A 16,890-nucleotide genomic window follows, 5' to 3' on the forward strand; every position below is an offset into this window, starting at 1 on the left:
AGGGTAAGTTATACTCAGGAGTCCATATTCACCAGCATGGCTGCGCCTAATGCTGATCCATTTGGAAAGTCACTTGGGATAATTTCCATTCCTGGCAGTTTTTTGCGAAGCATTTCCAGGAAAATGAAATTGGCATTGAAGCCACCGTCGACAAAAAGACGATTGACAGGTGCGCCGTCCAAGACAAGCCGAAGTGAAGCGACTTGGATATCTGTCAGTTCGTGAAGAAACGTGTAGTAGGCCTCAGTAAATTCAGAAAAACTACTCCAATCCGTGGTATCAGCTTTTTCCAAACCGTAATCTGCCGGTTTCAGATATTGAAAACCGATTCGTTTTTTGGGATGCTGCCTTACCTTTTGGAACCAGGACTCTTCGAATTTCAACTTTTTGTAGGTTCCCAAAGGAAGTTCCCAAAAAGCATACATTTCATCAACCTGATATTTGTGCTCCTCGCCGATAAAAAGGCGGGAGATTTTAATTGGCTGCCCCGAAATGCTAAGAAACTGAAGACAGTCTTTGGTCAATTCGGATTCGGAAAGGGGAGTTTTGTTGAATGGGTTGATGCTGATGGCCCAAGTTCCGGTGGAAAGAAGCGCAAAAGGTTCTTTTTCCTGCTTCAGGTAAGGCAATAGTGCTCCCGAAGAATCATGCACTCCTATTCCGCAGGGGATTCCCCCGAGTTCTGGCTTTGTTTTAAGTAGAGAGTTGCCAGGAAGAATAGGTGGCAAAAGTGGCTCAATTCCTTCTCTTTTTACCCAATCATGGTAATCCATCTTCTCAAAATCCCATAATCCGGTATGGCAACCGATGCTGGTGTAATCCGAGACCATTTCTCCCGTGAAAATCAGACTCAAAAATTGAGGAAGGTGGAGGCAATGACGGACGTTTTTGAAGAATTCCGGCTTTGCATATTTCAGAAAATAAATCTGAAGCCCAGAGTTGAGCATGGCCAGAGGTGGTGAGGAAGTCTTCTGGCAAAAAGCCATTTTCCCTCCATTTTCCGAATAAAAACGATCCAGCAAATCTTTCGGAAATGGTTTCAGATAATCGTAAAGCGGGGTAGCAGGTTCCCCATTTTCATCTGTATGGACAAAGGAAGCTCCATGACCGGAAAAATTCAGTTTTTTGATTTCGAATTCTGTAGAATTCAAGGCTTGCCGAAAAGTCTCCAGCATCCAATCCCGGAGTGGGAGAATGGGTTCGCTTGGAAAGCCATCCTCATCGGGGATGGCGTCCAGGCGAGTGTAGGTATTGTGAACTTCCTTCAGGTTTTCATCAAAAAGGAAGAATTTTTTATTCGTTTTCCCAATGTCAAAGACGGCGGTAACCGGGATTCTAGGCATTTATGATTTAAGATTTACGAAGTACGATTTATGAGGCCTTAGTAATCGTTGAGCTAATTTTCCAATATCGAACATCAAGTCCCAGTATAACTGAACTTTTCAACCTTACTACCTAATTTTTCAATTTTCCAATTTTTCAATACCGAATGTCGAATGATGAATATCGAACGCTAAAGACTTCGACTCCGGTCAGTCAGACAACCAAATCTTTCAATTTTCCAATTTTTCAATCTTCCAATCCTATCACAAAGATTTTCGAAGTGTCATTCGGAATGGGTTTTTGATCGGAATTCGATCCTCAACCCCCAAAATTTGCTCAGCAATTGTTTTTCCCATGCTTTGAAAATCTGTAGAAATAGTCGTGATTCCTTCAGCCAGAATTTCTTTCAGCGGGGTGTCATTGTATGAAATTACTCCGATGTCGCGGCCCAGTTTCAACAATTGCTCCCGGGATTTTTTGACAATGTTGACCAGGTCAGATTCTGCCAATACGATATGGCAATCTCCTTCATCCAGTGGTTCATCGTCATCCACACCATCCACAATCAGATTTTTGAAATCATGGAAAAAGCAGAATCGCTTAAATCCGTCCATTATTTCCAGTGGGTACAAGTCACCTTTTGGAAATACCAAGATCAATCGTCTGTATTTCCGTAAATGGGAAATCCCGGATTCCAATACCTCAAAGATGTCCTTTGAAAAGTCCTGATATACCCCGGGAAACTCGTTTTCATGATCTTTCACAGCACGGTCAATGATCAGGAGTTTGTCCTTTGGAATCCTTTTGATCAGATCGTAGGCCGTTTCGGGATGACCTGCATTGTCGAAGAAATGCGGGGCAAGAACATAATAATTGTAGTTGCCGAGGTTGGTTTCCAGCAGGTCTTCCAGAAGATTTCTGTTGTAATGATGAATCTGAAGATCCACAGAAGCTTGAGAACCGAGCGTTTCGATGATCGAATAGTAGATGATCTTCTTGTAGGAACTCAGTTTGTTGAAAAGCAAAAGCACTTTTGATTTATGTCCCATGTTGGTAGAGGAAATGTAAAAGCCTTTGCCACGGACTGAGGAAATAATCCCTCGATCCCGAAGCTCATTGTAGGCTTTTTCCACAGTATCCCGGGAAAGCAAAAAATCAAAACTGGTTTCATTAATGGAGGGAATTCGGTCTCCGATTTTGAGTTTTCCCTTCTCAATGTCCTCTAGGATCAAATTGACCACCTGGAGGTACTTCGGCGTGCGCGATTCCACGGCGATTTTTTCGGATTTGTCAAGAAGCATAGGTTACTGGGTTATTGGGTTGGGTAAGTAGGGGTAATAGCGATTCGATTTTATCGAGGGAAGGCAGCTGCCAGGCCTCCATCCACGTTTAGCATATTTCCGGTTGTTTTGGTGAGTAGTCCGCCGACGAAGGCAAAAGCCGCATCTGCGATATCACTTGTTTTGACACTTTCTTTGAGTAAAGTTCTGTTTGCATAATACTGAGGAAGATCTTTTACCTCAATTCCATAGGCTTTTGCGCGGTTTTCAGCCCATCCACCTTCCCAGATATTTGAATTCTCAATAACTGCATCGGGGTTCACTACGTTAACCCGAATTTTATCCTCAGCCAGTTCAGCGGCCATCAGTCGAGACATGTGCATCTGAGCCGCTTTGGCCGTACCATAAGCTACGTTTTTTGCGCCAGCTACCAAGCCGTTTTTGCTCACAATATTCACAATATCACCGCCTAAGCCCTGCTGTCTCATCAAAGAGACACCAGCTTTGGATACATGATACTGTCCCATCACCAGGATATCATTCAAGCGATTCCAATCTTGGTCTGTGTGATCCTCGAAAGATTTTGAAATCGAAATTCCCGCATTGTTGACTACAATATCAATTCCGCCGAACTTCAGGCAAGTTGCTTCCATGGCTTTCGCCAAAGTAGCAGTATCGGTGACGTCTAACTGAACTCCTAAGACGGCGTCCTTGCCATATTTTTTCTCAAACTCAGCCACAGCACCGTCCAATCTGGACTGATCGATATCTGTCAGGACCACACAGGCGCCTTCCTGTACATATCGTTCGGCTATGCCTTTGCCGATTCCTCCAGCACTTCCGGTGACCAATGCAATTTTGCGGGAAAGAGGTTTTTCTTTTGGCATTCGTGAAAGTTTTGCCTCTTCGAGTAGCCAATATTCGATGTCAAAAGCCTCCTGTAGCGGTAGGGAAACATACTCTGAAACGGCCTCAGCCCCGCGCATTACATTTATGGCATTTATATAAAATTCACTGGCAACACGGCTGGTTTGCTTGTCTTTTGCGTAGCTGAAAAGTCCAACACCCGGCCACAAAATCACGACAGGATTTGGGTCACGCATCCCAGGACTGTTTGGATGTTTGTGTTTTTGGTAGTAATCAGCGTACATCTCCCGGTATGCCTGGAAGGCAACGCCGATTTTTTCTTTCAAGCCATTGACATCACTCAGATCGGCATCTGAGGCCAAATCCAAAACGAGCGGGCTGATTTTTGTTCTAAGGAAGTGATCAGGGCAACTCGTTCCCATAGGGGCGAGCTTGGTCAGATCATGACTGTTGATGAACTGAAGGACAGTGTCGCTGTCGCTGAAAGTGCCCACCATTCGTTTTTCAGAAGAGGCAAGGCCACGGAGAATCGGAGCGAGTTTGGCTGCTTGTGATTTTCGTTGTTCTGGAGCCAGGGATTTCACTTTTTCTCCTCCAAAAACTGGTCTTTTCTTCCCGTAATTATCCGCCAGATAAGCAGAGGCAGCTTCAATCACTTCGAGACTGTTTACATAGCACTCGTATGCTGTATCCGCCCAAGTGAACAGTCCATGGCCACCGAGCATGATACCTCTGATACCGGGATTGTTGTCAAGGGCTTCTTTTAGCTGCAAGCCAAGATCGAAGCCAGGACGCTGCCAAGGAACCCATGCGATAGCACCTTTCCAAAGTTCTTTGGTGATTTTCTCTCCGTCTTTTGAGGCGGCGATCGCAATTGCTGCATCTGGATGCAGGTGATCAATATGCTTGAAAGGCAAAAATCCGTGGAGTGGCGTGTCAATGGAAGGTGCCTTGGAAGCCAGATCGTAGATGCAATGATTGAACAATTCAACCATTTCATCTTCGAATTTAATTCCGCGGTAGATTCCTTTTAAAGAACGGAGTTTGTCAACATACAAGCCTGCCAATCCTGAACGTGTCATCGTACCGATGTCTCCACCAGATCCTTTGATCCACATTACTTCCACCGGCTCTTTGGTCAATGGATCCAATTCGATGGTCTTGCAAGAGGTATTTCCTCCGCCGTAATTGGTGATTCTCAGATCTGCACCGAGAATATTGGAACGATAGATTAACAGGTCGACCTCATTGCCTTCCAATTTGGCGGCTTTTGCTTCGTCCCAGAGGTAGCTTACATATTTGAAACTCATAATCGGTATATTCATTTTAAGACAGGTCTATTGGTTGTAGTATGAATTTCTCAGAAATCAGCCCAATAGGTATCCTGTAGTGTCTTGAGTGAGAGGGGTTTTTTGAGAAAATTTATCTTCTTTTAGGAAAAGAGTATTCTGAGATTACATTTCTGAACCGGAAAATTCGCTCTGAAATTATTGTTTTCCAAAATAAACAAGGGATAATCCTTTGAAAATGCATCGGACAGTGCAGGACAGGTCGAGTGGGTCAATTTGTTTTATTCATCCTAAAATAATTCTCAATGAGGAACCGATTTTTCAAGAAAATAGTTGGCGGGACCAATGAATATGAAAGGACGCCGGTTCCGGCTGAAAGCCTTAAAGGAGGAAAAAGTTTTCTTGGAATGTATGCCGGTGAGCATACCGCGGGGACAGAGTTTGTCATTGGGCCACTGTTCGTTGCTCATGGGGTGACAGCAGGTGATTTGGTGTTCGGATTGTTGATCGGTAATTTATTGGCTGTTTTGAGTTGGGGGCTGATTACCGGGCCCATAGCGGCTACTAAGAGACTGACTCTATATTACCAATTGGAGCGGATTGTTGGCAAAAACGTTGTCATTTGGTATAATTTGGTCAATGCGCTGATGTTTTGTTTTCTGGCTGGGTCCATGATTGCCGTTTCGGCCACAGCAGTTGGGATTCCTTTTGACCTGGAAATGCCGACACTGACGGATTGGTTACCGAGGACTCCAGGTTGGATTGTGACTGTATTATTAATGGGAGCGGTGATTACTTTGGTCGCAATCCAAGGATACAATCAGGTTTCAAAATTCGCCAATGTGATGTCTCCTTGGATGATTTTGGTGTTTTTCGCCGCAGCAATTGTCGGACTTGCCCAACTTGGAGTAGGATCTTTCGAAAGTCTAATTTCCATTTCTCAGGAAGTGATCTGGAATGGGGTTCCCTTAGCGGGCATGTCCAAGTTTACCATCTGGCATATCATCTTCTTTTCCTGGTTTTGCAATATGGCCATGCATATAGGTATGTCAGACCTGACCATCCTCAGATACGCCAAATCCTGGAAGTATGGCTTTTACACTTTTGTGGGGGTTTATCTCGGGCACTTTGTTGCGTGGATAGCTTCGGGAATATTGTATGCGGTGTTTCTTCAGGCCAATTCCGGATCGCAGGAATTCGCTCCAGGTCAGATCGCTTTCCAGACCCTCGGGATTGCCGGAGCTGTCTGTGTCGTGATTGCCGGCTGGACCACAGCCAATCCTACGATTTATAGGGCAGGATTGGCATTGCAGGGGATTTTTCCGAAAATTCCAACATGGAAAATCACAGCTATTGTCGGAGCCATTACTAGTATTGCGGCTTGCTTTCCAGCCTTGGTGATGAAGCTGTTGGATTTTGTTGCTCTTTATGGATTGCTTTTGATGCCGATGGGTGCGGTGATTTTTGCGGATTTTTATTTCTCCAAAAGGATGGGATTCCAATCTGAAGGAGCACTCAATGCAAAGTCTGATTTCAGTCTGCCGGCTCTGCTCAGTTGGTTGTTGACACTGGGCTTTTGCCTGGTGTTGAATTTCTATTACGGTGTCGAAATCTTCTTTCTCGGGCTACCGGGTTGGTTTGTGGCGGTTGCCATTTTTGTAGTCCTTTCCAAAGTGAAATATCCACTCACTAAATCTCTTGCTGTATGAAGATCCTATTCAAACTCATCTCGCTCGGTGGACTGATTCTGTCGATTGCTCCTCCAGTCTTGTTTTTTATGGGAACGATGGGAATGGATTCCATGAAAACATGGATGGGGGTAGGGATGGTGGCCTGGATGGTGACCGCGCCATTTTGGATTAATAAAAGCACTGGCCAGTGATAAATAGGCGGTTTATCCGATGTAAGGCTGAGCGTAGTCGAAGCCAAGTTTCATTTTCATATCCATTAATCCTTTAATTAAAGTGAGCACTTCCGATCAGTTTCATAAAAAATCACTCGACCTACTTTACGAGCAATTGGCTTTAAAAGGAAAGAATTTAACCAGTTTGATTTCCGAAATTTCAGCTTTTCAGATAGCTGTGCCAAGCTGGGCATTGGGTGCGGGTGGGACTAGGTTTGGACGCTTTTCGATTGGTGGAGAACCCCGAAATCTGGAGGAAAAACTGGAAGATATCGGACTTCTGGCTCGCTTGACTAAGCGCACTGATGCGGTTTCCCTGCATATTCCCTGGGATATTCCGCAGGATGTAGATGCCATCAAACAAAAAGCAGCAAGCTTTGGAATTGGCTTCGATGCGATGAACAGCAATACCTTTCAGGATTATGGGCAACCGCTTTCTTATAAAATGGGTTCGCTCAGCAATGCGGATTCTGCTATCCGAAAGCAAGCAGTAGAACATAACCTGCAGGTCATCGAAACCGGGAAAAGCCTGGGAAGTAAAGGGCTTACCGTTTGGTTGGCAGATGGAAGCAATTTTCCCGGTCAGGCTCATTTCAGAAAAGCTCTTCGATGGACCACGGAGTCGCTTCAGGAAATCTATGTCGGAATGCCGACGAACTGGAAACTGTTGCTGGAGTACAAGCCATACGAACCTAATTTTTACCATACTGTGATTCCCGATTGGGGCACATCCGCTTTGATTTGCCGCCAACTTGGTGATAGGGCCAAGGTGCTGGTTGATCTTGGTCATCATCTGCCAAACACCAATATCGAGCAGATCGTGGCTACGCTGATGCATCAAGATATGCTGGCTGGATTTCACTTCAATGACAGTAAGTTTGGAGACGATGATCTTAGTACTGGCAGTATCAAACCGTATCAGTTGTTTTTGATTTTCTGCGAATTGATCGGTGGATCAGAAGAAAAGGCACAGGCTTGGGAAAGTGTTTCTTGGATGATCGACGCGAGTCACAATACCAAAGATCCCATCGAAGACCTGATTCAGGCATTGGAAGCTATTTCTCAGGCCTATGCCAAAGCACTTTTGGTAGATCGGAAAAAGCTCAGCCAGTGTCAAATGGATGGAGATGCGGTCGGTGCTCAAGAGGTTATTCAGGATGCATTCTTGACCGATGTCAGAGCTTTGGTGCGGGAAGCTCGGATCCAAAGTGGAGGGGAAGCTGATCCTTTGAATTTCTACCGAAAAGAAAAAATCCGCGAAAAGCTAATTGCAAAGCGGGGAAAAGACACGCAGGCGAGCGGGTTGTAGTACTAACTAGTTATTACCAACTTCACAAATTTCAATGAATTTATGAAGTCAAGCATTTTTAATTCCCAAAGTTGATGGAATTCGGAGTTTTCGGCTCAAAGGCTTAACTTCCTTTTTTCCAAACCCAAGACGACCATGAAGTATTCCCTTTGGCTTGCACTTCCTGTTTTTGTGGCCTGTTCCAGTCCCAAAATCCAGGAAGAAACAAAAGCTCAATTTCAAACCATTGGTTCGGTCGAACGACTGGATTCGGCGGTTAATTCCCTCATTTCTGCCGAAGCCCAAATCGAAGTCCTAGCCTCAGGCTTTGAATGGGCGGAAGGACCACTTTGGTTGCAAGATCAGCAAGCCTTGATTTTTACCGATGTCCCTACAAACAAAATTTGGAAATGGACGGAAAAGGATAGCCTTTCTCTCTATTTGACACCTTCCGGTTACTTGGGTGATCGAACTGACAAGGGCGAACCCGGGGCCAATGGTTTGGCCTTGGACTTGGCGGGTAATCTGATTCTTTGCCAGCATGGGGAGCGCCAGATTGGGAAAATGCTCGCTTCCATTGACGCTCCAAAACCTGAATTTGAAGCTTTAGCCAGCGAATATGAAGGCAAGCGCTTTAACAGTCCCAACGATTTAACCTTCAATTCCAAAGGGCAACTCTTTTTTACTGATCCACCTTACGGCATGGATCCTTGGGACGAAAAGGAGTTGAGTTTTCAGGGAGTTTACCGATTGGATCCTGATGGAAAAATCTCGCTTTTGGTTGATTCGCTCAGCCGGCCCAACGGGATTGCCCTGAGTCCAGACCAAAAAGTGCTCTACATCGCCCAATCTGACCCGGAAAAAGCCCGCTACTATGCGTTTGATTTGGATGAAAATGGAAATGTGATCTCAGGGAAAGTCCTTTTTGATGCGACATCCCTGCAAAGCGATAGCCGAAAAGGATTGCCAGACGGGTTAAAAGTCCATTCTGACGGGACCCTTTTCGCAACTGGGCCGGGAGGCGTATTGGTGATCAGTCCTGAAGGCAAACTCCTAGCGACTATTCTTACCGAGAACGGTACGGCAAACTGTGGGTTTGATTCGGAAGAAAAGTACCTGTATATGACAGCGGATGGTTTTTTGATGAGGATAGCTTTGAAGTAGGGAGTTTGGGGCTGGCCGTCACTGCGAGGAGCATTCTTGCCGGTATTAATTTTAGTAAAGCTTTTATGCGACGAAGCAGTCTCCTAAATAAATCCCTATCTAAAAGAGATTGCTTCGGGGTGTTAAAAGGGACTATTAGGTTTTTGGAGAAAATCCCCTCGCAATGATCGGTAAATCGAGGGTTGTGCTGCTTCTCCAGAAGCAGCACTTTTTGTAAAGTTAAATCATTCAGACTCGTTGTAGTTCTGTCAAGTCATAGGTCTGGCTGAGCGTAGTCGAAGCCTAAACTTTCGGCAAAACCCAAGGTGCCCGATATTCCGGCCAAATGAGTTCGTTCGCGGCTGCATTTCCGACAAACTCCCGTTTTTGATCATCCCAAATCAAGCTTTTGGCACCGATTCGGGCTGCGATATTGGGAATATGGGCATGAAGTGCTGCAAGTCTTCCAGCCTCGGGCGGACAAATCGGTTCGTTTCGGGACTTGATGCATTCCACAAAGTTGGCCACGTGAAGGTTATGCGATTCGGTAGCTCCTTCCAGTTTTTTTACCTCGATTTTATTGGCTTTGGTTGCAGGATCCATTTCTGGGTAAATCTCATAGCCGCTTCGATTAACAACCAATGTTCCCAAATCACCCACATAAGCGATTCCATAAGGTTTTCCATAAGGACCTGTTTGAAGTCCGCCATTCATGTCGTAATTGATCAGGAAATCCTTTTTAGGAAAAAGCACATTCATTGTATCGAAGGTGTCCCTATCCCGGTTTTCTTTATTGACATTCGAAGCGTAAGTCATGACATGTCCGGGAGCGCTTGGGGATTCTTCCACCCAGATCGCCATATCCAGCAAATGCACGCCCCAGTCCGACATCAACCCTCCTCCATAATCCCAAAAATGCCTCCAACTGCCATGAAATCTGTTTGGATTGAAGTCGCGCTTGGGGGCTGGGCCTAGCCAGAAGTCGTAATCAACCCCAGCCGGCACTGGTGTCGCGGGCTTGAATTCATTTCCAAGACCATAATTGAAGTTTGACCAGATGTTCACTTTACGGATCTTGCCGAGGTAGCCGTTTTTGACCAAATGCCTGGATTCGATGAAAGCCTGTCCTGCACGCTGTTGTTGTCCCACTTGCATTATGCGGCTGTATTTTGCGGCTGCCTGTGCCATCAGATCACATTCTCCGATGGAGTTGGCCATGGGTTTTTCCACATAGACATCCTTTCCGGCTTGGCAAGCAGCCACAGCGATCAGGCAATGCCAATGATCTGGCGTGCCGATGATGACTGAATCGATTTCTTTTAATTCAAGCAGTTTTCTAAAATCTGTAAATCTATGTGGCTTCTTTCCAGTTGCTGTTTCGACCTCGGAGATTCGCTTGTCCAGGATATTTTGGTCCACATCGCAGATGGCGACACATTCCACTTCGGGCAATTCGAGGTGTCGCCGAAGGATTCCAAAGCCCATGTTATTGCAGCCAACAAGAGCCACTCGGATTTTGTCGCTTGCCGATACTTGGGATTTTGCATAAAGCAAGGAAGGAGAGAGTGCCAAACCTCCGGCGAAAAATGCAGAAGATTTGATAAATGTTCTACGGTTGGACATGGGATTTTGGGTTTGTTGCATCAGGGATCTGGAATGAAAATAAGCCGATCGGAAACGAAAAGGAAATGAGATTGGGTAAATTTTGATTTTTGGTCAAATGGCAGGTTTTAATTCTAAAAATTGTGGATAAACCAGTTAAAATCTGTGGATAAACTGTTCTTTTATACAATTAAAATGGGGGAAAATTGTTGGGAAAAAAATCCTAAAAAAGTTGGAATCTGGATTTGAATCAGCCAACTTTAAATCATCAAGTAAGAGATAAAAGGCCGGGGATACGACTCCGGATCGATGTTTGAAAGGTTGAGATCAGGCGCAAAGGGGGATTTTTCTTCGGAAAGATTTCTGAGACGGGTAACCGCAGAAGTGCCGATACGATGAGCTGAATTTGAGCTTCTCTTCGGAGTTGTTCAGATTTCCGGGCATGAAGGAAAGGAAGAGCAATTGACCTTTTGAAAGAGGCAACTCCAAAAGTGCAACACACGGATTCATCAGTGCCCAAATCCCTCGGGATGAAAGCAGATATCATCGGGCACAAAGGAATGACTGCTTAACTGCAGAAGTTTGAAACGGACCACCGCAGAAGTGCTATAAAAGATCGGCCCAAGATGGAGTCTTCGGACAAAATCAGGATACTGGGTATGAAGGGGCTTTCCGCAAGGAAAGTCTGAGACGGGCAACCGCAGAAATACAACAAGGTATCTGAAAACTGGGACATGCTCCTCGGAGCTACTTCAGACTATCGGTTTTGAACTGGGTAACTGGGAATAGCCAAATAACTGTAGCTTGAAATGGATTGATAGTTACGATTTTCAGTTCATTAAACGGGAAGATTTTCGCAAGAATTTCTTCCCGTTTCTGTTTTAGGCTCACTTCAAAACACGCATTCTCTCTTTCCAATCCATAAGGTATTCCAGCCTGTAGCGATTGACTGTTTTTGCACCCGGCCGGTTGTTTTCGACAAGTTCAGGATCTTTTCGATCCGTCCAATAATTCAGTCTGTCGGGATTTTTGAGAAATGAACCTCCCCAACTTTCACCCTCAGGGTCTTGCGGATTTCCATCGATTAGATACAGCACACTCGGTGTATCGCCCATCTTGATGTCCGGCTTCTTTTCGAAGAAGAGCTTTCCCATCCCTCCAAAGTCTTTTACAAACGTCTCTACAAAGGAGATATTCCCCCAAGGATCGTCCTGAACCCCGCCCATGTACATCCCTCGAAAGCTTGTGTTGTTTTCAATCCACCAGAAGTCGGGATGATTATTCCAGAGGTAATCCCGTGACTTTTGATCCTGTTGGGTGTTCCATGATCCGATGGAGAAAACACGAAGGAGCGGTTTGATCTCGGGATAGAAATGAATCGCTTGAGCCAGGTCGGTCATCGAACCCCAAACGAGCACATACACCGGTTTGCCGTAACTCAGAATTTGCTTTGCCATAAATTCTGCTCCCGGACTCAATCGTTGAGGCGTGTCTGCCGATTGAATTTCCGTCTCTCCCTGACTGGAAACTTTCCGGAGTTGATTGGGTTCCGGATAGTCCAGACCGTTTGCTTTCAGCTTGCTGAAGTCTATCTTGTAAGTGTCCAAAACCTCCTCGATATCGCTCAATCGCCCTTTTCCAGGAGGGGAGGAGATAATCCCCAAAATCTCAAAACGGTCGGCATAGATCAAAAAATGAATCAGGGACTGATGGTCGTCCGGATCATCGCCTCCGATATCGGTGGAGATGATCACCGGGATTTTCTCCTGGGAAAACAGTGGCCGGCCCACAAAAAGAATCAGAAGAATAAGGAAAAGTGTTTTAACCTTCATTTGACGACGGGTTTGGAAAATCAAAATAGGGGTACTTTCTTGGTTTTGAAAATAACCCCCTTCCTATGAGATCATGGTTTTTGTACTTTGTCGCGGTTTTTGCTTTTTGGAATTGCACTGGTCCCAAAGGAAACAAACCCGAGCTACAGGACTCCAAGCCCAATGTGGTCTTTATCCTTGCCGATGATTTGGGCTATGGGGACCTTGGTTTTTTGGGGCAAAAATACATTGAAACCCCAAATATCGACCGTCTGGCTAAGGAAGGGATGTTTTTTACCCGGCATTATTCGGGTTCTCCGGTCTGTGCTCCATCCCGATCAACACTTCTGACCGGCCTACACACCGGCCATACCCCGATCCGCGGAAATTCGGAAGTGCAGCCTGAGGGGCAGCTTCCCCTGACTGATTCGATCCAAACCCTAAGCAAGATTTTCCAAGATGCGGGCTACGTCACCGGGGCTTTTGGGAAGTGGGGCTTGGGAATGAACGGAACCACCGGTCAGCCTTCAAATCAGGGTTTTGATTCGTTTTACGGGTATTTGTGCCAGCGCTATGCTCATCGATATTTTCCGGCTTACCTCTGGGAGAATCAGGAAAAAGTGGAGCTGCCCGGCAATGATTGGACCAATAAAGTCACTTATGCGCCGGATTTGATCCAGGAGAAAACCTTGGAATTCATCGAAGGAAATCAGTCCAAGCCGTTTTTTCTTTTTATGCCGATCGTCATGCCCCATGCGGAACTAGTGGTACCGGACGATGAAATTTTCCAAAAATACCGAACCAAATTTGGAGATGAACAGGTCCACACCGCTCCAAAAAGAGGAGATTATGGGCCGGAAATGAACATTCCTGGTTACCAATCACAGCCTTTTCCTCATGCAACTCATGCCGCCATGGTGGAGCGGATCGACAGGATCGTGGGAGAGGTCATAGTCAAACTCGAGGAGCTTGGACTTTCCCAAAACACAATCGTAGTATTCACCTCGGACAATGGAGCACATCGCGAGGGCGGCGCAGATCCGGACTTTTTTGATTCAAACGGGCCATTTCGGGGATTCAAAAGAGATCTATATGATGGGGGCATACATGTGCCGATGATCGTCAAGTGGCCAGGCAAGGTACTGGCGGGAAGTACTTCTGACCATGTCTCCGCATTTTGGGATTGGTTGCCAACTTTTGTTGGGATCTTGGGTGAAAAGGAACCCGATGGGATTGACGGGATTTCTTTTTTACCAAGCCTACTCGGAGAAAAGAATCAACCCTTTCATGACCACCTGTATTGGGAATTTCATGAATTGGAAGGACGACAGGCGGTACTGAAAGACGGATGGAAGCTGGTGAAATATCAGGTGAAAGACTCCATTAAAATCACGGTTGAGCTCTACAATCTGGACGACGATCCTGGAGAGTTAAAAGATCTGGCAGCCCAAAATCCTGAGAAAGTTGCAGAACTAGAAGGCTTGGTGAAAAAGGCACATCTTCCAAATCCGATTTTCAAGCTTTTTCCTGAAGAAAAATAAACTCAGTCGGAGTAATCACCCGTTGCGGTTCTGAAATTAATTTGTAATCTTTTTTATTTCGGGTAAGGAAAAAATCAAATTCCCCCTCCATGGCTGTGAAGTACTGAACAGCATCCTCCTTGTCGTTGATGGGAGAAATCATGGCCTTGAGAAACGTGCTTTTTTTGAAGTGTCCAACCAATGACAAGATTTTAAAAATGCGGTGAGTTTAATTTCCCAATTTGAAAGCTTGTAGGTCTGACTGCTTAAATAAATAAGGTTTAAGATCGAACATGAAGAAATCGAAAAAGACACCTCCTCAAGGCTATGGAGCGTGAGAAGCCGCTTTGATTGGACACTGAAGGGTTCCCTTCCGGAGACTAAATCAAACGCTACATCAGTATCCAGGAAAAGATCAGCCATATTTCTCTTTCAAATAGTTTGCGATCTGAATCTTATCGTTTCCCAAATCCTGAACTGGAGGGTCTTTCTCAATTAAACCCAATAGTTCTTTAGAATGTTGAGTGAAATCTTCAATCTCCTCTCCTTCAATCAGAGATTTCAAAAAATCCTCAAAAAGTAAAGACAAGGATTTTCCTTCAAGTTTGGAGTACTTTTCTGCAGTCTTGGCAAGCTTTTCATTCACGGAAACACTGACTCGGGTTTTCATGGCGTTTTTCTTTGAATTTATAAATTATTTGCCTGAAAAATAAAACGGGAACCCGTAGGTCCCCGTTTTCCTTACCCAATCATTTACTTATTACCCTATAAGTATCAGGAAATTACATTTGGAAATAGGCTTAACTGTCCTTCTCTGACCTGCTTTTGGAGTTTTCCCAATCCAAGGCTACAATAGCCCAATTCTGGGTGTTGTCTGAGAACTCTTGAATGATCTCAAATCCCACACGCTGATGTGCTTTGATGGACCGGACGTTGGAGACAGCTATCTCTGTAATCGCAAAGTCAAACCTCCCTGAAAACATTTCTCCATACGCGGCATACATCCTGTCAAACACTCCCTGTCCCCGGTAATTTTTGTCTATGCAGATTTGGCCGATTACCAGATAATTGTAATCTGATACAGGTTTTCCTCCAAAATTCAATTTGTCAAACTGTTCAAACATTGGAACAAGCACAGGGATCAAGGCTTTGGAAGCTTTGGTCATGGCCAAAATATACCCTACCACTTTTTCATCGTCTTTTGCGATCAGGTGTCGGGCAATGGTGTTCATGGAGGCAAGTTGGTCCATGCTGTGATGGACAGTCACAAATCCCTGCGCTTCTTTTTCTGATTCAGAGATATTCTGGAGAAGATTTCTGGACTGAAGGGATAAGATTCCTTCCAGTTCTTCAGGAGTTTCAGCCGATTTGAAAAGTATCATCTGATGTAATTTTCCGGCAATCTAGCCGAAAAAGTTTCTATTTTTCAGATTGAATAAAGGCATCGACCATTTATCCTAATCCAAAAAGATTCAGACCGAAATTGATTAGTTTTATTCCCCAACCCAAAACAACTCCATGAAATTCAACAAGTATTATTTCGGCCTGTGGTTTCTCCTTTTTGGCCTCTTTGCTTATTGGCAATTCAACGATCCTGATCCTGAAGTTTGGATAAGTATCTATGGTGCTGCTATGGTTTTTTGCCTTCTGGGAATGAGGGGGATTTTCCCCAAAATACCCCTAACTGTCGTGGTTGTTCTTTGTGTTCTAGGGGCGATTTATATGTTTCCAGGAGGAGTTGGAGATTGGATCGTTGACGAATGGGCTCAAAAGGATCTCACGATGAAGACCCCTCAAATGGAAGAGAACCGTGAAACTTTCGGATTGCTTACCATTGCCTTGGTTCTAAGTCCAGCCTTGTACAAAGCTTGGAAGAAATAATCTTTTCTACTGATTCTCTTAAATCCAGATCATAAACTAACAAATCAAACCCATTAAACTGATGAAAAAACTTCTAACCTTAATTATTACCATGCTGATCACTGTCAGCCTTTTTGCCCAGCAGGGCATCAAGTCCAAGTATTTTGAAATGCGGACATACACCGCATCAGAGGGGAAAATGCCCGATCTGATCAAGCGGTTTCAGGATCATACCCTAAAGCTTTTCAAGAAAAACGGGATCGAAAATGTCGCTTATTTTGTCTCTGAAGAAAACCCGGACAAGACCCTGACATTCATTCTAGGCTATCCTGATCAAGCCTCCAGAGATGTGCTTTGGAACAAGTTTGCCAACGATCCGGAATGGGTAGCGGCTCATAAGGCCTCTGAGGCAAACGGACCTTTGGTACAAAAAGTAGATCAGGTCTTTATGGTTTGGGCCAATGACCTCAACGACCATAAAAAACCGAAACCAAGCGGAATTTTCCAGTTGAGAACCTACCATTGCTTTCCCGGTAAAATCGAAAATATTCAAACCCGCTTCCGGGATCATACCCGGGATTTGTTTGAAAAGCAAGGGCTCAAAAATTATCCCTATTGGCTGACAGTGGAAAAAGACGGTGCTCAGCCAAAGCTGGTTTACCTCCTTGGCCATGAAAACAAGGTGGAATTCAATGCTGCTTTTGACCGGTTCAGAGTGGATCCTGAGTGGGTAAAAGTCCGTGATGAATCAGAAGCTTCCGGAAAAATCGTGGAGAAAGTGGATGCGGTTTTCTACAAAACTTTGCCTTTTTCTCCGATGAAATAACGAGAATTGGAAAATTGGAATATTCTAAAATTGAAAGATTCGGTTGTCACCCTGAGTCTTAAATATTCCGGGAACATACAAAAAGGAAATGACGGGGTTAACTTAGCCTTATCCTAAACAGTTTGGCCGCCTTCGTGATAGTGCACCTGCCTGTCGCTGAGTATGGTTCCGTTGAACT

15 protein-coding genes are annotated in these 16,890 nt (G+C 44.9%); 7 read left to right on the forward strand and 8 right to left on the reverse strand.

The window, feature by feature from the left end; translation table 11 throughout:
• Positions 1-14 precede the first annotated feature (14 nt).
• The 3 genes from B0E43_RS30170 to B0E43_RS30180 form a co-directional block, all read right to left on the reverse strand.
• Entirely contained in the window at positions 15-1,343 is a 1,329-nt protein-coding gene (locus B0E43_RS30170; RefSeq protein WP_077349328.1) for an FGGY-family carbohydrate kinase, read from the reverse strand.
• Positions 1,344-1,586: 243 nt separating this feature from the next.
• The gene (locus tag B0E43_RS30175) at positions 1,587-2,624 is read right to left on the reverse strand and encodes a GntR family transcriptional regulator (RefSeq protein ID WP_077349330.1); all 1,038 of its coding nucleotides are present in this window, start codon (positions 2,622-2,624) and stop codon (positions 1,587-1,589) included.
• 50 nt (positions 2,625-2,674) lie between these two features.
• Positions 2,675-4,795, reverse strand: a complete 2,121-nt coding sequence (locus B0E43_RS30180; RefSeq protein WP_077349332.1) for a bifunctional aldolase/short-chain dehydrogenase — start codon at positions 4,793-4,795, stop codon at positions 2,675-2,677.
• Positions 4,796-5,064: 269 nt separating this feature from the next.
• Here B0E43_RS30180 and B0E43_RS30185 point away from each other — a divergent pair, with 269 nt between their 5' ends.
• The 4 genes from B0E43_RS30185 (at position 5,065) to B0E43_RS30200 (ending at position 9,114) form a co-directional block, all read left to right on the forward strand.
• Positions 5,065-6,468 (forward strand): cytosine permease, encoded by a 1,404-nt coding sequence (locus tag B0E43_RS30185; RefSeq protein WP_077349334.1) that lies wholly within the window; start codon positions 5,065-5,067, stop codon positions 6,466-6,468.
• A complete protein-coding gene (locus tag B0E43_RS30190; RefSeq protein WP_168171932.1) occupies positions 6,465-6,641 on the forward strand; it encodes a hypothetical protein in 177 nt (58 codons plus the stop codon). Before B0E43_RS30185 ends, B0E43_RS30190 begins: the two co-directional genes overlap by 4 nt.
• An 82-nt stretch (positions 6,642-6,723) precedes the next feature.
• Positions 6,724-7,971, forward strand: coding sequence for a TIM barrel protein (locus tag B0E43_RS30195; protein ID WP_254423406.1), 1,248 nt, complete (start codon positions 6,724-6,726; stop codon positions 7,969-7,971).
• A gap of 135 nt (positions 7,972-8,106) precedes the next feature.
• Positions 8,107-9,114 (forward strand): SMP-30/gluconolactonase/LRE family protein, encoded by a 1,008-nt coding sequence (locus B0E43_RS30200; protein ID WP_077349338.1) that lies wholly within the window; start codon positions 8,107-8,109, stop codon positions 9,112-9,114.
• Positions 9,115-9,396: 282 nt separating this feature from the next.
• On the opposite strand, the gene B0E43_RS30205 is transcribed toward B0E43_RS30200, so the two are convergent.
• A complete protein-coding gene (locus tag B0E43_RS30205; RefSeq protein ID WP_077349386.1) occupies positions 9,397-10,716 on the reverse strand; it encodes a Gfo/Idh/MocA family protein in 1,320 nt (439 codons plus the stop codon).
• Positions 10,717-11,582: 866 nt separating this feature from the next.
• The gene (locus B0E43_RS30210; RefSeq protein WP_077349342.1) at positions 11,583-12,527 is read right to left on the reverse strand and encodes a nucleoside hydrolase-like domain-containing protein; all 945 of its coding nucleotides are present in this window, start codon (positions 12,525-12,527) and stop codon (positions 11,583-11,585) included.
• A gap of 65 nt (positions 12,528-12,592) precedes the next feature.
• Between B0E43_RS30210 and B0E43_RS30215 the strand changes: the two genes are divergently transcribed.
• Positions 12,593-14,047 carry an arylsulfatase gene (locus B0E43_RS30215; RefSeq protein WP_077349344.1) on the forward strand — a complete coding sequence of 485 codons (1,455 nt, stop codon included), beginning with the start codon at positions 12,593-12,595 and terminating at the stop codon, positions 14,045-14,047.
• On the opposite strand, the gene B0E43_RS30220 is transcribed toward B0E43_RS30215, so the two are convergent.
• The 3 genes from B0E43_RS30220 to B0E43_RS30230 all read right to left on the reverse strand — a co-directional run bounded on the left by B0E43_RS30220 (position 14,022) and on the right by B0E43_RS30230 (position 15,408).
• On the reverse strand, positions 14,022-14,234 hold the full coding sequence (locus B0E43_RS30220; protein ID WP_139352729.1) for a hypothetical protein: 213 nt from the start codon (positions 14,232-14,234) through the stop codon (positions 14,022-14,024). The two genes, B0E43_RS30215 and B0E43_RS30220, sit on opposite strands and share 26 nt — an antisense overlap.
• 207 nt (positions 14,235-14,441) lie before the next feature.
• Positions 14,442-14,696, reverse strand: coding sequence for a DUF6364 family protein (locus B0E43_RS30225; RefSeq protein WP_077349348.1), 255 nt, complete (start codon positions 14,694-14,696; stop codon positions 14,442-14,444).
• Positions 14,697-14,826: 130 nt separating this feature from the next.
• Positions 14,827-15,408 (reverse strand): GNAT family N-acetyltransferase, encoded by a 582-nt coding sequence (locus tag B0E43_RS30230; protein ID WP_077349350.1) that lies wholly within the window; start codon positions 15,406-15,408, stop codon positions 14,827-14,829.
• A 136-nt stretch (positions 15,409-15,544) separates the two neighbouring features.
• Here B0E43_RS30230 and B0E43_RS30235 point away from each other — a divergent pair, with 136 nt between their 5' ends.
• Together B0E43_RS30235 and B0E43_RS30240 are read left to right on the forward strand one after the other, a co-directional pair.
• Positions 15,545-15,907, forward strand: coding sequence for a transmembrane 220 family protein (locus B0E43_RS30235; RefSeq protein WP_077349352.1), 363 nt, complete (start codon positions 15,545-15,547; stop codon positions 15,905-15,907).
• 61 nt (positions 15,908-15,968) lie between these two features.
• Positions 15,969-16,712, forward strand: coding sequence for an NIPSNAP family protein (locus B0E43_RS30240; protein WP_077349354.1), 744 nt, complete (start codon positions 15,969-15,971; stop codon positions 16,710-16,712).
• Positions 16,713-16,890 lie beyond the last annotated feature (178 nt).

It is taken from the genome of Algoriphagus sp. A40 (genome assembly GCF_002002735.1).
Lineage (GTDB): Bacteria > Bacteroidota > Bacteroidia > Cytophagales > Cyclobacteriaceae > Algoriphagus.

What these genes read in the sequence shown, in the direction of transcription:
- B0E43_RS30215 (WP_077349344.1), top strand. Translation starts at nt 12,593, where the DNA reads ATGAGATCATGGTTTTTGTACTTTGTCGCGGTTTTTGCTTTTTGGAAT.
- B0E43_RS30170 (WP_077349328.1), bottom strand. Translation starts at nt 1,343, where the DNA reads ATGCCTAGAATCCCGGTTACCGCCGTCTTTGACATTGGGAAAACGAAT.
- B0E43_RS30205 (WP_077349386.1), bottom strand. Translation starts at nt 10,716, where the DNA reads ATGTCCAACCGTAGAACATTTATCAAATCTTCTGCATTTTTCGCCGGA.
- B0E43_RS30230 (WP_077349350.1), bottom strand. Translation starts at nt 15,408, where the DNA reads ATGATACTTTTCAAATCGGCTGAAACTCCTGAAGAACTGGAAGGAATC.
- B0E43_RS30190 (WP_168171932.1), top strand. Translation starts at nt 6,465, where the DNA reads ATGAAGATCCTATTCAAACTCATCTCGCTCGGTGGACTGATTCTGTCG.
- B0E43_RS30200 (WP_077349338.1), top strand. Translation starts at nt 8,107, where the DNA reads ATGAAGTATTCCCTTTGGCTTGCACTTCCTGTTTTTGTGGCCTGTTCC.
- B0E43_RS30235 (WP_077349352.1), top strand. Translation starts at nt 15,545, where the DNA reads ATGAAATTCAACAAGTATTATTTCGGCCTGTGGTTTCTCCTTTTTGGC.
- B0E43_RS30225 (WP_077349348.1), bottom strand. Translation starts at nt 14,696, where the DNA reads ATGAAAACCCGAGTCAGTGTTTCCGTGAATGAAAAGCTTGCCAAGACT.
- B0E43_RS30210 (WP_077349342.1), bottom strand. Translation starts at nt 12,527, where the DNA reads ATGAAGGTTAAAACACTTTTCCTTATTCTTCTGATTCTTTTTGTGGGC.
- B0E43_RS30185 (WP_077349334.1), top strand. Translation starts at nt 5,065, where the DNA reads ATGAGGAACCGATTTTTCAAGAAAATAGTTGGCGGGACCAATGAATAT.
- B0E43_RS30240 (WP_077349354.1), top strand. Translation starts at nt 15,969, where the DNA reads ATGAAAAAACTTCTAACCTTAATTATTACCATGCTGATCACTGTCAGC.
- B0E43_RS30180 (WP_077349332.1), bottom strand. Translation starts at nt 4,795, where the DNA reads ATGAATATACCGATTATGAGTTTCAAATATGTAAGCTACCTCTGGGAC.
- B0E43_RS30175 (WP_077349330.1), bottom strand. Translation starts at nt 2,624, where the DNA reads ATGCTTCTTGACAAATCCGAAAAAATCGCCGTGGAATCGCGCACGCCG.